This is a genomic window from Mesonia phycicola, from assembly GCF_900141885.1.
GTDB lineage: Bacteria > Bacteroidota > Bacteroidia > Flavobacteriales > Flavobacteriaceae > Mesonia > Mesonia phycicola.
Window position 1 is genome coordinate 469,666 of the sequence record NZ_FQYY01000001.1, and the last position, 14,903, is coordinate 484,568.

The window sequence follows — 14,903 nt, forward strand, 5'->3', positions numbered from 1 at the left end:
TAAGTAACCAAAAGCAAATAAACCTTTAATATATCATTATTTTTTAAAAGAATTTAATTGAGCTTTTAGTTCTTCCATAGAAGTTTGTAATTGCCTAAGCATACTGTTTTCAGAATTGGCATCTAAGCTAAAAGTTAACTTACTTGTTACTTGCCAAAGCTCTTGTATATCAGATACTTTTACTTCAAAAGGAGCATATTCTTCATTTAAAGAAACCAATCTAATTTTTGAAGGGTCTGTTAATTTATGTAGTTTTTTAACCACTACGGTATCGTACATTACCACCACGTAAATCTTATGATCACTTGCATCAGATAAACTTGGTATAGCTTTGGCCAACACCCAATCTTCAGGTCTTAAATTTGGCATCATACTATCTCCTTCTACCTGAAAACCTCGATAAGTTGCATTTCTGTATTGCGGTAAAGGAAAATCAAAAGCAGGTAATTGTCTATACCAATCTACGTCTTGAATATTGTGAGGATAACCTGCAGCTGCTTTCTGATTAACCATGGTAATATTTTCGTTATCTTCACTATCTACCGTAATTACTTTTGGCATCGTATCTATCTGATGCAAAGGCAAATGCTTTTGATGGCTTTGCCCATATAACCAAAGTGGGTTAATATTGAATTGTTTCAATAACTCCATTACCACCGTTCCAGAAAGTTTTGTACGACCGCGTTCAATATCTGCAGTAGTATTTTTTACTCCTAGACGCTCAGCAAATTCAGCTTGTGTAAACTGGTTTTCGTCTCTTATTTCTTTAAAACGCTTAATTTCTACTCCTAATTCCATATGGTAAAGATACAGAATAAGGAAATAATCCAAAAATAAAAAAGGAAATTTTCCGTGAAATTATTGAGTTTTTAATTTTCGCTTCAGGTATTTAAAAGATAAAGCGTAATAAATTACCAACATTAAAGGCAAAGAAATCATTAAATACCTCAACGCCATATCTAAACTATTAATTACACTTCCAGAAGAAGAAATTACAAAGCTAGAAAAAGAGATAATTATATATAATAAACCACCTATAAGTCCGCCAGCAATCCCAGCATAGCTAGGGAAGTACAACATATTATTGGTAAAGTAATTGGTAAATATAAAGCCTGAACAAATATGAATAACAAAAGCAAAAGCGATTAAAAGATATAAACTATCGTATTGCAGGCTTATACCTATTAACATTGCAATTAGCACCAATTGAACAATAACAGCCCTTTTATTTTTTAAAACAAATGCTTTAGCATTAAAACGTTTACTCAATATACCACCAACCATCCAAGAAACTCCTAGAATTAAAGTACAATAACCTATCACTACAGAGTTAAAATTAAAATGGTGTTCTACTACAAAAGGACCTGACACATTAAATACCATTACTACAGAATATGCTAAACCTAAAATTAAAATACCAAGTATAAAAGGTTTATTTCTAAGCATAATGCTATACAGTATTACGGTTTTCTTTAGATTAAATTTCTTTGTTACCCGTATAGTTTCACCACTAAACAAAATTTCTGCTACCAATAAAATTGCTGCATAAATGGCTAAAAAGTAAAAATTAGCTTGCCAATTAAATACATCTTCTAGATATCCGCCAAGAAAAGGAGCTATTATAGGTCCGCAAGACCAAACTATAGTAAAAAAGCTTAAATAATGTTTTCTCCTTTCTGTTTCATAAACATCTACAAAATAAGCTCGTTTAGCAACCACTACAAATGCAGTACCAATACCTTGTACTATTCGCCAAAAACAAATTAGCCACACTTCTTCTGTAAATGTTACTGCCAAACTACTAACTAATAAAACTGCTAACGAAATTAAAAGAGGTTTATAGCGCCCAATACTATCTAATATACTCCCTACAAATAATTGTGCTACACCATAACTTAAAAAAAAGCAGGTTAACGTTAACTGAATACTCTTTTCTGAAACTAATAAATCTTTAGACATAGCAGGGAAAGAGGGCAGATAAACATCTGTCATAAATCCAGAAAGAGGAATAGTAAAAAAGGTAATAATCGTAGCCAGTTTTTTTTGGCTCTCGGTTGCTTTCTGTAAATGCATGAGAATATATAGATAAGACTTTAAGAAACATTGGTTAGAATTTTAGCCAGTGCTTTCTTTAAAAACCTCAAAATTAAATCTTGTTTTTGTACTAGTTTTTAAACTTATGATACTTTAACAAATAAGAATTTCAATAAAAGGATTTATTCCATAATTTTGTACAAAATCCTATCTTGTTGTATGAATTTTGATCGAATAAAAGAAAAATTGAATATTCTTGCCGATGCGGCCAAATATGATGTGTCTTGCTCTAGTAGCGGGAGTAAACGTCAAAACCAAAATAAAGGCCTTGGCGATTCTAGCGGAATGGGTATTTGCCATAGTTATACAGAAGATGGACGTTGCGTTTCTTTGCTTAAAATATTACTCACTAACCATTGCATTTTTGATTGTGCGTATTGCGTAACTAGAAAAAGTAACGACATTAAACGAGCTGCTTTTAAAGTACAAGAAGTGGTTGACTTAACCATTAATTTTTATCGAAGAAATTATATTGAAGGCTTATTTTTAAGTTCAGGTATTTTTAAAAGTCCAGATACTACGATGGAGCGTTTGGTACAGGTGGCAAAAAAACTTCGGTTAGAAGAAAATTTTAATGGATACATTCATTTAAAATCAATACCTGGTGCGAATGACGAGTTAATGCACGAAGCAGGTTTATATGCAGATAGGCTTTCTGTAAATATAGAAATACCCACAAGAGAAGGTTTAAAGCTTTTAGCACCAGATAAAGACCGAAAAGATTTTTTACAACCCATGAACAAAGTAAAAAATGAAATTATTCGGTATAAATCTGAAAAGAAAATTATAAAAAGTACTCCCAAATTTGCTCCAGCTGGGCAAAGCACACAAATGATTGTTGGCGCTACTAATGAAACTGATGCACAGGTAATGTATACCGCTGCCTATTTTTATAAAAAATACCAAATGAAACGGGTATATTATTCTGGCTATATTCCTATTAGTTACGACGCTAGGTTACCCTCTATTGGTACAGATGTTCCGTTATTAAGAGAAAACAGGTTGTATCAAGCAGATTGGCTCATGCGTTTTTACGGATTTTCTATTGAAGAATTACTAAACAAAGAACATCCCAATCTCGACAGCGATGTAGACCCAAAACTAAGTTGGGCATTACGTAATTTACATTTATTTCCGGTAGATGTAAATAAAGCAGATAAACAAATGCTTGCAAGAATACCTGGTCTTGGTATGAAATCTGTCTATAAAATTTTAGGAGCAAGAAAATACCGAAACCTCAACTGGGAACACCTCAAAAAAATTGGAGTAGCACTAAATCGTGCTAAATATTTTATGGTTTGTAACTCTCAAGAATGGGAGAAAAAAGATCTTTCAGCAATGAGTATTAAAAATTTAATTCTTCAAAATTCAAAGAGTAAATTTAGAAATACATATAACAATCAACTTAATTTATTTGATAAACAAGATGCGTTAATTCAGTATTAAACCTTGATCAACTTCAACTAATTTTAAAATTAGGGTGGGGTGCTGAAACAAGTTCAGCATGACGACATTAAAAGTAAAGTAAAAAATGGTATTTATTTACGATTCATCTTTTGAAGGTTTTCTTTCGGCGGTTTTTATGGCTTATGAGTATAAATGTAAGCAACCAAAAATTGTGAAGAGAGAAAAGTTTTTAGGTGATTTTTTTGAAGAAGTGGAAGAGGTAATTACTTCCGAAGAAAAATCTAAACGAGTTTGGTTAAAAGTTAAAGAAAAATGTGGTTCTCGCGGAAGTCAACAAATTTACTGGGCCTTTCTTAGTGAGTTAAATGAAATTGAAAATACACTTTTTCTATACATTCAACACGCCTTATCTTCAACCAAAAATATTACAAAAGATTATGCCAATCCTGCTGTGTTAAAGGTTGCACAAACTGTAAAACAAGTAGGTCGAGAAAAACACCGAATGGATGCTTTTGTAAGATTTAGAAAAACTAAAGATGATATTTATTTTGCTACCGTAGAACCAGATTTTAATGTTTTACCTCTCAATATTAAACACTTTAAAAATAGGTATGCCGATCAAAAATGGTGCATTTACGATTTAAAAAGAAACTACGGAATTTTTTATGATCTAGAGAAAGTAGAAATTATACAGCTTGATTTGCCTACTTCTATTTTAGAAACTTCAACAGATTTTTTTACTACGGAAGAAATTCAGTTTCAACATTTATGGAAAAACTATTTTGACAGCACCAATATTAAATCTAGAAAAAATACTAAACTACACCAACAGCACGTACCTAAACGATATTGGAAGTATTTAAGCGAGAAGTATTTATAAAAAGATAGCGTATATAATTTTTTTAAAAAATTATACTTTCATCTTGTAACAAAATAAAATTTATAGCGTCTTATAATGGAAAGCCAATATTAAAAAACGCCGAAATTTAATTAGTTAAAAATTGTTCTCATTCATCAATCAAAGGCGTAAAAGCTTAGCATCTTGCTAAGCTTTTTTTATTACATTTAAAAGATGAAAGACAACTTCTCTAAAGATTCTCAACTCTACGCAAAATACCGACCTACCTATCCGGCCGTAGTATTTGACTATATTTTTAGTTTAGTAGAAAATAAAAATATTGCTTGGGATTGTGCTACAGGAAATGGCCAAGTAGCCACAAAATTAGCTGAAAAATTTACGCTTGTTAAAGCTACAGATTTAAGTGCTTCTCAATTAAAAAACGCTACACCACTAAACAATATAGATTACTCTGTGCAATTAGCAGAAAAAACAAATTTTAAAAATCATCAATTTGATTTAATTACCGTTTCTCAAGCTATACATTGGTTTAATTTCAATGAATTTTATGCAGAAGTAAATCGTACCTTAAAACCTAACGGGTATTTAGTAGTGATTGGGTATGGTTTAGCAAGCGTTACCCCTAAAATAAATAACTTAATTAATTATTTTTACAATGATATTTTAGGTAAATATTGGGATGACGAACGTAAATATATAGAAGAAAATTACCAAACCATTCCGTTTCCTTTTAAAGAGGTGGCAGCTCCTAAATTTAAAATTACTTACTGTTGGACCGCAGAAGATTTTTTAAATTACCTATATACTTGGTCTGCTGTAAAACATTTTATAAGCATTAAAAAAAGGAATCCGCTTAAGCTTATAGAACATGAGTTAAAGAATTATTGGGAAGATAAAAAAAGAGAAGTTACTTTCCCCGTGTTATTACGTGTAGGAAATAAAAAATCCTTTTCAGAATAACTAAAAAGGATTTTTTATTACTTCAAACTTATACTTAAACAAGCATAGTATAAAAACTATTGAATTTCTGCACTCAGCCCTGCTTGTAATAAAGCGCTACAACGCGGTTCTAAATCGTCATAATCGCCAGTTTTCACAGTACATTTTCCTTTGTAATGTATTAGCATAGTACATTGTTCTGCTTGTAAAGGATCATGGTCACAAGCATTCATCAACATATCTATCACATAATCAAATGTGTTTACATCATCATTAAAAACAACAATTTCGTTTTGTCTTGTTTCTTGTTTATCTGTGAGTAACTCCTCTAAAACTTCTTCTTGTACACTCATATTTAAAATTTTAACATGTAAATTTAATAAACAATCTTCAAAAATTAAATTATTTAACAAACTTTACAGCCACCCAATTGTCTCTTACTAAGTGAGTTTGATAGTTTAAACCTAAATTTTCACAACTTTCTTTAATTATAGGCAAATCTTCTTGGTAAAAACCACTTAAAAATAATTTACCGCCATTATTTAAACAGTTTACGTAGGTTGCCATATCATTTAATAAAATGTTACGATTAATGTTTGCAATTATTGCATCGTATGTTTTATTATTTAATAAGCTTGCATCTCCCTCATAGGCTGTGATGTGATGACAGTTATTTCTTTCTATATTTTCAACCGTATTTAAATAACACCAATTATCAATATCTATAGCATCTAGAGGTTTAGCACCTTTCATTTCTGCAAGAATTGCTAAAACTCCAGTACCACAGCCCATATCTAACACTTTTAGATTTCCCCAATCTTCTTTTAATATATGCTGAATCATCATATGCGTGGTGGCGTGATGACCTGTACCAAAACTCATTTTTGGCTCAATAACTATATCAAATTCTGTTTCTAATTTAGGGTGAAAAGGTGCTCTTACTTGGCAAAGCTCATCTACTACAATTGGAGAGAAGTTTTTCTCCCACTCTTCATTCCAATTTACTTGTTCAATATCTTCAGAAGTATAGGTAATCTTAAACTCTGTAGAGTCTAAAATCTGAATATTTTTTAATATCTCTTCATGATATTCTTTGGTTTGTATGTAAGCTTGTACTCCACTTTCTGTTTCTACAAAACTTTCAAAACCTGCTTCACCTAATTCAGCAATTAAAATTTCTGTTCCTGGTTGTAATGGCTCTACGTTAAAATAAAAGCCTTTATATGTTTGACTCATTTCTTTGAAAGAATTAAAATCTTTATGGAATATTTAAATATTTATGGGTTTGTAGAGATACTTTCCACTGTGGGTTTTGCATAACATAATCTACAATCATTGGCACTACCTTATCTCTTACACTCCATTCTGGCTGCAGGTAAAGTATACAGTCTTTATTTACTTTAGTCGCCTGCTCTTCTGCAAATTTTAAATCGTGTTTATTAAAAACAATTACTTTTAACTCATTTGCTTGATCGTACACTTTTTGAGTGGGTAATTTTAATTTTTTAGGAGATAAACAAATCCAATCCCAAATACCTGTTAACTCGTATGCACCAGAAGTTTCAATATGAGTTTGTGCCCCCTTATCTTTTAATTGATTAGTTAGCTCTGTCATATCCCAAGTTAATGGTTCACCTCCTGTTACCACAATAGTTTTGCTGTATTTTATAGCATTTTCTACAATGGTTTCTGTAGCTGTAGGCGGGTGCTTTTCTGCATCCCAACTTTCTTTCACATCACACCAGTGGCAACCAACATCACAACCACCTATTCTTATAAAATATGCGGCTGTACCTTTATGGTAACCTTCCCCTTGAATGGTATAAAACTCTTCCATTAAAGGAAGCATTTTACCTTGTTCTACCAACTGCTCTATTTCTTCTTTTTTCATAAGAGTGCAAAGATAGTGATTAACAAAGGAACATACATTTTTTACTCATTTTAAATTCAAATTCTATATAAGATATCTCTATAATAATTTCTAAGAGCAAATTACTATTACTACTTTTACCACTTAAAATAAACTACTCATGAAAAAATTTATAGCCCTTTTTTCTATCCTTCTCTTACTTGCCTGTACTAAAGAAGAAAAACACAATCCTTTTTTAATAACAAACCAGCAAGTAGGCTTACTTACTAAAAACATTCAGGTTAAAGATTTAGACTCTGTATATGCTAATGATTCTATTGTTTCTATAAACAAAAACCAATTTAGAACATCTACACAAATTACCATTTTTGATAAAGCTGGTAAAGAGCTTTTATTATTAGACCCTGTACAAGTTTTTGATAGTACCAGTACAATCTCTACCATTCAATTAAAAGATAGTAGATTTAAAACTGAAAAAGGTTTAAGTATCTCTAGCACTTTTAAAGATATTGAAAGTAATTACAAAATTTCTAGAATAGAAAATACACTAAATAATGTAATTATATTCTTAGACGATATTAATGTATATATAGCAATAGATAAAGAGAATATTTCTGGAGATGCTAAATACAATACAAACATCCCTATTGAATCAAATCAAATTCCTGATAATGCTAAGATTAAAAACTTTTGGATTGGTTGGGAGTAGTATGAATATATTAAATTTTTGTGCAGGTCTACTTTCTATTTTAGTACTAACTAGTTGCCAACAAGAAAATAAAAAAGAAATAGACTACTACCACTTACCTACCTATTCTAAAAATAAAAACATTCAGGCTGTGGTAGAAATACCAGCAGGAACCAATCACAAAATTGAATATAATAAAATAGAAAAAAAATTTATTAACGACACGCTTAACGGAAAAGACAGAATTATAGACTTTTTACCCTATTTAGGTAATTACGGTTTTATTCCTTCTACTTATAGCGATCCAGAAAATGGTGGTGATGGTGATGCTTTAGATGTTTTAATTTTAGGCGAAAATATTACCACAGGAAGCGTTGTCGAGATTATCCCTATTGGGATGATTGAGCTTTTAGACAACGAAGAGTCTGACAATAAAATTATTGCTATTCCTGCTGAAGAAAACAAGCGAATTATTAAAGCTACCAATTTTCATGAGTTTTCTGAAAATTATCCTGAAATAAGAAAAATGATAGGTGATTGGTTTAAATTTTACGATTTAAATGATGAAATTCAATTAAAACGTTGGACAGGTGAACAAGCCGCAATGAGTGAAATTGAAAAATGGAGATTACCTAACCCATAATATTACAAACAACAAAAAACCAATTCTAAACTCGCAACAATCTATTTTTGTGTATGAAAAAGACAATAAATAAGTATTTACCTAAAATGATAGGTATTCAACTTAACGGTTTACACTTGGTAAAACCTAAAAAAGCAGTAAAAAAAGCATTTTCTCTTTTTTGCATTCCTAGACGAGGTAAGGTTAAGCCAGAGCAAATGGACTTTTTAAATAAAGCAAAACATGAAATTGTAGAAGTAGAAAATCTTGCTTTACAAACTTATAATTGGAAAAATAACGGAAAAACTATTCTTCTAATTCACGGTTGGGAAAGTAACACATTTCGTTGGATGAGTTTAATTGAAAAATTAAAAGCAGAAAATTATAACATTATCGCTTTTGATGCTCCTGCACACGGTAACTCTACAGGTAATTTCTTGCATGTTCCGCTATATACAAAATGTGTAGAAGCAATAGTAAAAAAATACTCACCAGATTACGTAATTGGCCATAGCATTGGCGGTATGACAACCGTTTTTCATCAATACAGCTACCCTAATCCTGCAATTAAAAAACTGGTATTATTAGGCCCACCATCAGAAATTACAGAAATTATGGATGATTACCAGAAAATTCTTAACTTCAAACCTAGGGTAATGCGTGATTTAGATATTTACTTTAAAGAACAATTGGGCTATAATTTTCATGAGTTTTCTATTGCAAAATTTGCTAGTAACATTAAACAACCAGGTTTAATTATACATGACACTTATGATAAAATTGCCCCTGTAAGCGCTTCAAAAAGTATTCATGAAAATTACGAGAACTCAAAATTTATAGAAACAGAGGGCGCTGGTCACTCTTTAAATAATGACTATATTCATGGAGAAATTATTCAGTTTTTGAATAACTAAAAAATCATTTTTGTGGAAGAGAAGAAATTAAAAAGAATAAACAAATACCTAAGTGAAGTTGGTTATTGTTCTAGAAGAAAAGCAGACCAACTAATTGATGAAGGTAGAGTAACAATTAACGGTCAAGTTCCTGAAATGGGAACTAAAATTTCTAATGATGATGAAGTAAGAGTAAATGGTGAACTTATAAAAGACACGAAAAAAAAGCAAGTCTACTTAGCATTTAATAAACCCGTTGGTATAGTTTGTACTACAGATACTAAAGTAGAGAAAGACAATATTATAGATTACATTAATTACCCTACTAGAATATTTCCTATTGGTAGGTTAGATAAACCTAGTGAAGGCCTTATTTTACTAACCGATGATGGTGATATAGTAAACAAAATTCTTAGAGCTAGAAATAATCACGAAAAAGAATATGTTGTAAAAGTAGACAGACCTATAAACAATGACTTTTTAAACAGAATGAGTAATGGCGTACCTATATTAGATACAATTACAAAAAAATGTCACGTTGAAAAAGTAGGGAGTCACGATTTTAAAATTACCCTAACACAAGGTTTAAATAGACAAATTAGACGTATGTGTGAGTATCTAGGCTTTGAAGTTGTAAAACTTAAAAGAATAAGAATTATGAATATTGAATTAGACTTACCAATTGGCAAATATAGAGAGTTAACAGAAGATGAACTTAACCAATTAAACAGTCTTATTAGTGATTCTAGCAAAACAGAAGAAGCGTCTTTACCTACACCTACCAAAGTTGTAAAAAAAGAAATTCCAAAATTTAAACCTAAAAGTAGAAGGTAATCTATAAAAAAGTAACATTTCTTTAAGTAGCCCACATTCTATTTCTTGGTAACTTTAAAGAAAAAATGGAAAGACCAAGAATTAAAAACGAAGAGCAATACGAAGCTTTAAGAGATAAAGGCTATAGTAAAGAGAAGTCTGCTAGAATTGCCAACACAAAAAATTCTGGCAAAAAAGGTGGACATAGTGAAAAATATGAAGAGCGAACAAAAGAAGAACTGTACCAACAAGCTCAAAAAGTAGGTATTGAGGGGCGTTCTACAATGTCTAAAGATGAATTGATTAAAGCGCTAAGAAATAACTAATATGCAAATACAACCATTTCATTTAGCTATTCCGGTAGATAATTTAGAACTTGCTAGACAATTTTATAGAGACACGTTAGAATTACCTGAAGGAAGAAGTGATAAACAGTGGGTAGACTTTAATTTTTTTGGTCACCAATTAGTTATTCATTTTAAAGAAAAAAAAGAATCTTCTACAATAAGAAACACCAATCCTGTTGACGGAAAAGACGTTCCTATTCCACATTTTGGAGTAGTTTTAACTTGGGAGCACTTTCATAATTTAGCAGAAATGCTTCATCAAAAAAACGTCTCATTTGAGATTGAGCCTTACCTCAGGTTTAAAGACAAACCTGGAGAGCAAGCCACTATGTTTTTTTATGATCCGTGCGGCAACGCACTAGAATTTAAAGCTTTTAAAAATCAATCTCAATTATTTGCTAAATAATATATGAAAAAACTTCAACCAGCTTTAGTTAGGCAAATTTTTATTTTATTGCTTATTATATTTTTAGGGTTTCTTATTTTTAAAGAAATGACTCCCTACCTTTCAGGTGTTTTGGGAGCAATTACTTTATTTTTTCTACTACAAGGCTGGATGAAAAAATTAGTAAATAGAGGCTGGAATGCAGGCCTTGCAGCTAGCGTTTTAATGCTAGCATCTTTTATAGGCATATTAGTACCTATTACCGGTATTGTGTTATTACTTACTTCTAAAATTGGGAAAGCAGTAAATAATTCAGAAAAAGTAGTTCAGGCATTTAAAGAACAAGTAGATAGTTGGGAGCATTCTTTAGGCTACAACATTAGTAGTCAAATTGATACTAATGAAATTACCAGCTGGATTTCTACCAATTTACAAGATTTAGCAGGTGGTACTTTTAATGCTTTTATAGCAATTGGTATTATGTACTTTTTGCTTTATTATATGCTAACGTATAGAAAAAAAATTAAAGAATCTTTAGATGAATATATCCCAATAAACCACGAAAATTTAATCTTGATTGGTAATGAAAGTGGTGATATGGTAAAAGCCAATGCTATTGGTATTCCGTTAGTAGCATTAGTACAAGGTATTATTGCTCTTATAGGTTTTATAATATTTGGGGTTCCAGATCCGTTTTTCTGGTTTGTAGTGACCACTATTGGTTCTATGATTCCGTTTGTAGGGACAGCAATTGGTATTATACCAGTTACTATACTTATGTTTGCTCAAGGCTACAACTGGCAAGCTGTTGCTATATTAATTTACGGAATTGTAGTGGTTGGTTCTTCTGATAATATTGTTAGATTATATGTATTAAAAAGATTATCAGATGTACACCCACTTATTACCTTAATAGGAGTGGTAGTAGGTGTTCCTTTATTTGGTTTTATAGGTTTAATTTTTGGTCCGTTATTAGTTTCATTATTTCTGTTAATTGTAATAATTTACAAGAAAGAATACGGAAAAGCCAAAGAAAATATAGACACTACAGATACTGAAGAAATAAAACAAAAAGACTTGATAGAAGAAAATAAATCAAAAAAACTGTAATATGATGTTTGATAAGATAAAAGATAAAATTAACGAAGACTACGTTAAAGAGGGTGCAAAAAAGACTAGAAAAAAAGATATTACACATACATTAGACAATCAAGAAGAAATTGATAAAAAAATGTCTAATACAAGTTTTTTAGAAAAATATGCAGAGTTGGGTAAACTTATGATTAATATGCTGAAAGACTATAAAAAAGGAACTTATGGCGAAGTACCTTGGTTTACCATAGCTTCTATTGTTTTTGCATTATTATATGTACTAAATCCATTAGATTTAATACCAGATTTTATTCCAGGATTTGGATATATTGACGATATGAGTGTTTTTACTCTAGCTTTAAAGTTTATAGAAACAGATTTGCATAAATATATGGACTGGAAATTAGAAGAAACAGAGTAATAAAAAAGGAAGCTAAATTAGCTTCCTTTTTTAATCTATTTATTTTCTCTTTGGCGGTGACGCTCTCTTGCTAATAACGTATTCTTTAAAAGCATTGCAATGGTCATTGGCCCTACCCCTCCAGGTACTGGAGTAATATGAGAAGCCTTTTTCTTTACATTATCAAAATCTACATCTCCCACAATTTTATATCCTTTCTCTGTAGATTCGTCTGGTACTCTTGTAATTCCCACGTCAATAACTACTGCATCATCTTTAATCATTTCTGCCTTTAAAAAATGAGGAATACCCACGGCAATAATAATAATATCTGCCTGTGAGGTAATTTGCGTGATGTTTTTTGTGTACTTATGAGTTAGAGTTACTGTAGAGTTTCCTGGAAAACCACTTCTTCCCATTAATATACTCATTGGTCTTCCAACAATATGGCTTCTACCAATTACAACCGTATGTTTACCTTTAGTTGGTATGTTATAACGCTCTAAAAGCTCTAAAATACCAAAAGGTGTTGCAGGTATAAAAGAAGTCATATCTAAAGACATTTTCCCAAAGTTAGTAGGGTGAAAACCATCTACATCTTTATCTGGATCTACTGCCATTAATACTTTTTGCGTATCTATTTGAGGTGGCAATGGTAACTGTACGATAAAACCATCTATATCGTCGTTATTATTTAATTCTTCTATTTTGTTTAGTAATTCTACTTCACTAGTTGTACCAGATAAGCTTACTAAACTAGACTCAAAACCTACTCGTTTACAAGACTTTACTTTACTATTTACGTAAGTAAGACTAGCACCGTCATTACCTACAATTATTGCTGCTAAATGCGGAACTTTTTCTTTACGCTCCTTCATTTTATTTACTTCTGCAGCAATTTCATTTTTTATATCGTTACTAACTTTTTTACCGTCTAATAAGATCATCTTTATTTATTTGAATCTGTGTGGGGGTAACTATTAAATTATATCAATTAAAAAAGGTCAGCATTTTACGCTCACCTTTCTTTATTACTTCATTCCTTTCATCATTTGCATCATTCGTTTGCCGCCACCGCCTTGCATCATTTTCATCATTTTGCTCATTTGGTCAAACTGTTTTAGCAATTGATTTACTTGTGTTACAGAAGTACCAGAACCTTTCCCTATTCTTTTCTTTCTACTAGCATTAATAAGTGTAGGTGTAGATCTTTCTTCTGGTGTCATAGAATGAATAATTGCTTCTATATGTTTAAAAGCATCATCATCTATATCTATATCTTTCATTGCTTTTCCTGCACCAGGTATCATTCCAATAAGGTCTTTCATGTTCCCCATTTTCTTTACCTGCTGAATTTGGTTTAAGAAATCGTCAAAACCAAATTGATTTTTTGCAATTTTTTTCTGAAGTTTTCTTGCTTCTTCTTCATCATATTGTTCTTGAGCTCTTTCTACTAAAGAAACAACATCTCCCATTCCAAGAATACGCTCTGCCATACGTGCAGGGTAAAAGATGTCTATAGCTTCCATCTTTTCTCCTGTACCAATAAACTTAATAGGTTTATTTACTACAGATTTAATTGAGATAGCAGCTCCACCTCGAGTATCCCCATCTAACTTGGTAAGAATTACCCCGTCAAAATTTAAAGTATCATTAAAGGCTTTTGCTGTATTTACAGCATCTTGCCCCGTCATTGCATCTACTACAAATAAGGTTTCTTGTGGTTTTATAGCTTTATGGATGTCTGATATTTCATTCATCATCACCTCATCTACAGCTAAACGACCAGCGGTATCAATAATCACTACATTAAACCCATTAGCTTTAGCGTAAGCAATACCTTTTTCTGAAATTGCTACTGGATTTTTCTCTTCTCTGTCTGAAAATACCTCAACTCCTATTTGATCTCCTACTACATGTAATTGATCTATTGCTGCAGGACGATAAACATCACAGGCAACCAATAAAGGTTTTTTAGTTTTTTTAGTTTTCAAGAAATTAGCCAATTTACCAGAAAAAGTAGTTTTACCACTACCCTGTAAACCAGACATTAAAATCACACTAGGATTTCCTGAAAGATTAATCCCTTCTGCATCACCACCCATTAACTCTGTAAGCTCATCTTTTACAAGCTTAACCATAAGCTGCCCTGGTTTTAATGCAGTAAGTACATTTTGCCCAAGTGCTTTTTCTTTTACAACATTGGTGAAGTTTTTGGCTGTTTTAAAGTTTACATCGGCATCTACTAAAGCTCTTCTTACTTCTTTTAATGTTTCAGCAACATTAACCTCTGTAATTTGTCCGTGCCCTTTTAATACGTGTAACGCCTTATCTAACTTATCACTTAAATTATCAAACATAGTCTTTCAGTCAATTTTGAGATTTGCAAAGTTAATGATTTGAAGTTTAACATTAAAAAATCATTCTTAAAAATAATGCTCTTTTTAAATTATATATTTTCTTACTGTATTACTCTCTTAATTCTTCACAAAAA

The 14,903-nt window shown here is 31.2% G+C and carries 18 protein-coding genes; 11 read left to right on the forward strand and 7 right to left on the reverse strand.

What is annotated here, in order from left to right:
• Positions 1–36: 36 nt before the first annotated feature.
• Together BUC03_RS02210 and BUC03_RS02215 are read right to left on the reverse strand one after the other, a co-directional pair.
• Positions 37–798, reverse strand: coding sequence for a LexA family transcriptional regulator (locus tag BUC03_RS02210; protein WP_073147783.1), 762 nt, complete (start codon positions 796–798; stop codon positions 37–39).
• 60 nt (positions 799–858) lie between these two features.
• On the reverse strand, positions 859–2,073 hold the full coding sequence (locus BUC03_RS02215; RefSeq protein ID WP_073147785.1) for an MFS transporter: 1,215 nt from the start codon (positions 2,071–2,073) through the stop codon (positions 859–861).
• A 180-nt stretch (positions 2,074–2,253) separates the two neighbouring features.
• On the opposite strand from BUC03_RS02215, the gene BUC03_RS02220 reads away from it, so the two are divergent.
• From BUC03_RS02220 to BUC03_RS02230, 3 genes are all read left to right on the forward strand, one after another.
• On the forward strand, positions 2,254–3,540 hold the full coding sequence (locus BUC03_RS02220) for a putative DNA modification/repair radical SAM protein (RefSeq protein WP_073147787.1): 1,287 nt from the start codon (positions 2,254–2,256) through the stop codon (positions 3,538–3,540).
• 85 nt (positions 3,541–3,625) lie between these two features.
• Complete coding sequence (locus tag BUC03_RS02225) at positions 3,626–4,381, forward strand: TIGR03915 family putative DNA repair protein (RefSeq protein WP_073147789.1); 756 nt, start codon at positions 3,626–3,628, stop codon at positions 4,379–4,381.
• Between the two features lie 192 nt (positions 4,382–4,573).
• Positions 4,574–5,320, forward strand: a complete 747-nt coding sequence (locus BUC03_RS02230) for a class I SAM-dependent methyltransferase (protein WP_073147791.1) — start codon at positions 4,574–4,576, stop codon at positions 5,318–5,320.
• Between the two features lie 56 nt (positions 5,321–5,376).
• On the opposite strand, the gene BUC03_RS02235 is transcribed toward BUC03_RS02230, so the two are convergent.
• The 3 genes from BUC03_RS02235 to BUC03_RS02245 are packed head-to-tail and all read right to left on the reverse strand — an operon-like array spanning position 5,377 to position 7,190.
• Positions 5,377–5,652, reverse strand: a complete 276-nt coding sequence (locus BUC03_RS02235) for an ATP-dependent Clp protease adaptor ClpS (RefSeq protein WP_073148012.1) — start codon at positions 5,650–5,652, stop codon at positions 5,377–5,379.
• 49 nt (positions 5,653–5,701) lie between these two features.
• On the reverse strand, positions 5,702–6,535 hold the full coding sequence (gene prmA, locus BUC03_RS02240) for a 50S ribosomal protein L11 methyltransferase (protein ID WP_073147793.1): 834 nt from the start codon (positions 6,533–6,535) through the stop codon (positions 5,702–5,704).
• A 22-nt stretch (positions 6,536–6,557) separates the two neighbouring features.
• A complete protein-coding gene (locus BUC03_RS02245; protein ID WP_073147795.1) occupies positions 6,558–7,190 on the reverse strand; it encodes a 7-carboxy-7-deazaguanine synthase QueE in 633 nt (210 codons plus the stop codon).
• Positions 7,191–7,329: 139 nt separating this feature from the next.
• Between BUC03_RS02245 and BUC03_RS02250 the strand changes: the two genes are divergently transcribed.
• From BUC03_RS02250 to BUC03_RS02285, 8 genes are all read left to right on the forward strand, one after another.
• Positions 7,330–7,878 carry a hypothetical protein gene (locus BUC03_RS02250; protein ID WP_073147797.1) on the forward strand — a complete coding sequence of 183 codons (549 nt, stop codon included), beginning with the start codon at positions 7,330–7,332 and terminating at the stop codon, positions 7,876–7,878.
• Positions 7,841–8,500, forward strand: a complete 660-nt coding sequence (locus tag BUC03_RS02255; protein WP_200799120.1) for an inorganic diphosphatase — start codon at positions 7,841–7,843, stop codon at positions 8,498–8,500. The genes BUC03_RS02250 and BUC03_RS02255 overlap by 38 nt, the downstream gene beginning before the upstream one ends.
• 53 nt (positions 8,501–8,553) lie before the next feature.
• Complete coding sequence (locus BUC03_RS02260) at positions 8,554–9,393, forward strand: alpha/beta hydrolase (protein WP_073147801.1); 840 nt, start codon at positions 8,554–8,556, stop codon at positions 9,391–9,393.
• 12 nt (positions 9,394–9,405) lie between these two features.
• On the forward strand, positions 9,406–10,206 hold the full coding sequence (rluF, locus tag BUC03_RS02265; protein ID WP_073147803.1) for a 23S rRNA pseudouridine(2604) synthase RluF: 801 nt from the start codon (positions 9,406–9,408) through the stop codon (positions 10,204–10,206).
• 65 nt (positions 10,207–10,271) lie between these two features.
• Positions 10,272–10,511 (forward strand): DUF7218 family protein, encoded by a 240-nt coding sequence (locus tag BUC03_RS02270; RefSeq protein ID WP_073147805.1) that lies wholly within the window; start codon positions 10,272–10,274, stop codon positions 10,509–10,511.
• A gap of 1 nt (position 10,512) precedes the next feature.
• Positions 10,513–10,938 (forward strand): VOC family protein, encoded by a 426-nt coding sequence (locus tag BUC03_RS02275; RefSeq protein WP_073147807.1) that lies wholly within the window; start codon positions 10,513–10,515, stop codon positions 10,936–10,938.
• Positions 10,939–10,941: 3 nt separating this feature from the next.
• Positions 10,942–12,027 (forward strand): AI-2E family transporter, encoded by a 1,086-nt coding sequence (locus BUC03_RS02280; protein ID WP_073147809.1) that lies wholly within the window; start codon positions 10,942–10,944, stop codon positions 12,025–12,027.
• A 1-nt stretch (position 12,028) separates the two neighbouring features.
• Positions 12,029–12,430 (forward strand): YkvA family protein, encoded by a 402-nt coding sequence (locus BUC03_RS02285; protein WP_317041136.1) that lies wholly within the window; start codon positions 12,029–12,031, stop codon positions 12,428–12,430.
• 35 nt (positions 12,431–12,465) lie between these two features.
• Here BUC03_RS02285 and BUC03_RS02290 read toward each other — a convergent pair whose 3' ends face one another.
• Together BUC03_RS02290 and ffh are read right to left on the reverse strand one after the other, a co-directional pair.
• A complete protein-coding gene (locus BUC03_RS02290) occupies positions 12,466–13,356 on the reverse strand; it encodes a bifunctional 5,10-methylenetetrahydrofolate dehydrogenase/5,10-methenyltetrahydrofolate cyclohydrolase (RefSeq protein ID WP_073147811.1) in 891 nt (296 codons plus the stop codon).
• Between the two features lie 84 nt (positions 13,357–13,440).
• Positions 13,441–14,769, reverse strand: coding sequence for a signal recognition particle protein (gene ffh / locus BUC03_RS02295; RefSeq protein ID WP_073147813.1), 1,329 nt, complete (start codon positions 14,767–14,769; stop codon positions 13,441–13,443).
• Positions 14,770–14,903 lie beyond the last annotated feature (134 nt).

Coding starts and splice junctions, on each gene's coding strand:
- BUC03_RS02260 (WP_073147801.1), top strand. CDS start 8,554: ATGAAAAAGACAATAAATAAGTATTTACCTAAAATGATAGGTATTCAA.
- BUC03_RS02220 (WP_073147787.1), top strand. CDS start 2,254: ATGAATTTTGATCGAATAAAAGAAAAATTGAATATTCTTGCCGATGCG.
- BUC03_RS02215 (WP_073147785.1), bottom strand. CDS start 2,073: ATGCATTTACAGAAAGCAACCGAGAGCCAAAAAAAACTGGCTACGATT.
- BUC03_RS02280 (WP_073147809.1), top strand. CDS start 10,942: ATGAAAAAACTTCAACCAGCTTTAGTTAGGCAAATTTTTATTTTATTG.
- BUC03_RS02225 (WP_073147789.1), top strand. CDS start 3,626: ATGGTATTTATTTACGATTCATCTTTTGAAGGTTTTCTTTCGGCGGTT.
- prmA (WP_073147793.1), bottom strand. CDS start 6,535: ATGAGTCAAACATATAAAGGCTTTTATTTTAACGTAGAGCCATTACAA.
- BUC03_RS02255 (WP_200799120.1), top strand. CDS start 7,841: ATGCTAAGATTAAAAACTTTTGGATTGGTTGGGAGTAGTATGAATATA.
- BUC03_RS02270 (WP_073147805.1), top strand. CDS start 10,272: ATGGAAAGACCAAGAATTAAAAACGAAGAGCAATACGAAGCTTTAAGA.
- BUC03_RS02245 (WP_073147795.1), bottom strand. CDS start 7,190: ATGAAAAAAGAAGAAATAGAGCAGTTGGTAGAACAAGGTAAAATGCTT.
- ffh (WP_073147813.1), bottom strand. CDS start 14,769: ATGTTTGATAATTTAAGTGATAAGTTAGATAAGGCGTTACACGTATTA.
- BUC03_RS02210 (WP_073147783.1), bottom strand. CDS start 798: ATGGAATTAGGAGTAGAAATTAAGCGTTTTAAAGAAATAAGAGACGAA.
- BUC03_RS02275 (WP_073147807.1), top strand. CDS start 10,513: ATGCAAATACAACCATTTCATTTAGCTATTCCGGTAGATAATTTAGAA.
- BUC03_RS02250 (WP_073147797.1), top strand. CDS start 7,330: ATGAAAAAATTTATAGCCCTTTTTTCTATCCTTCTCTTACTTGCCTGT.
- BUC03_RS02285 (WP_317041136.1), top strand. CDS start 12,029: ATGATGTTTGATAAGATAAAAGATAAAATTAACGAAGACTACGTTAAA.
- BUC03_RS02290 (WP_073147811.1), bottom strand. CDS start 13,356: ATGATCTTATTAGACGGTAAAAAAGTTAGTAACGATATAAAAAATGAA.
- BUC03_RS02230 (WP_073147791.1), top strand. CDS start 4,574: ATGAAAGACAACTTCTCTAAAGATTCTCAACTCTACGCAAAATACCGA.
- BUC03_RS02235 (WP_073148012.1), bottom strand. CDS start 5,652: ATGAGTGTACAAGAAGAAGTTTTAGAGGAGTTACTCACAGATAAACAA.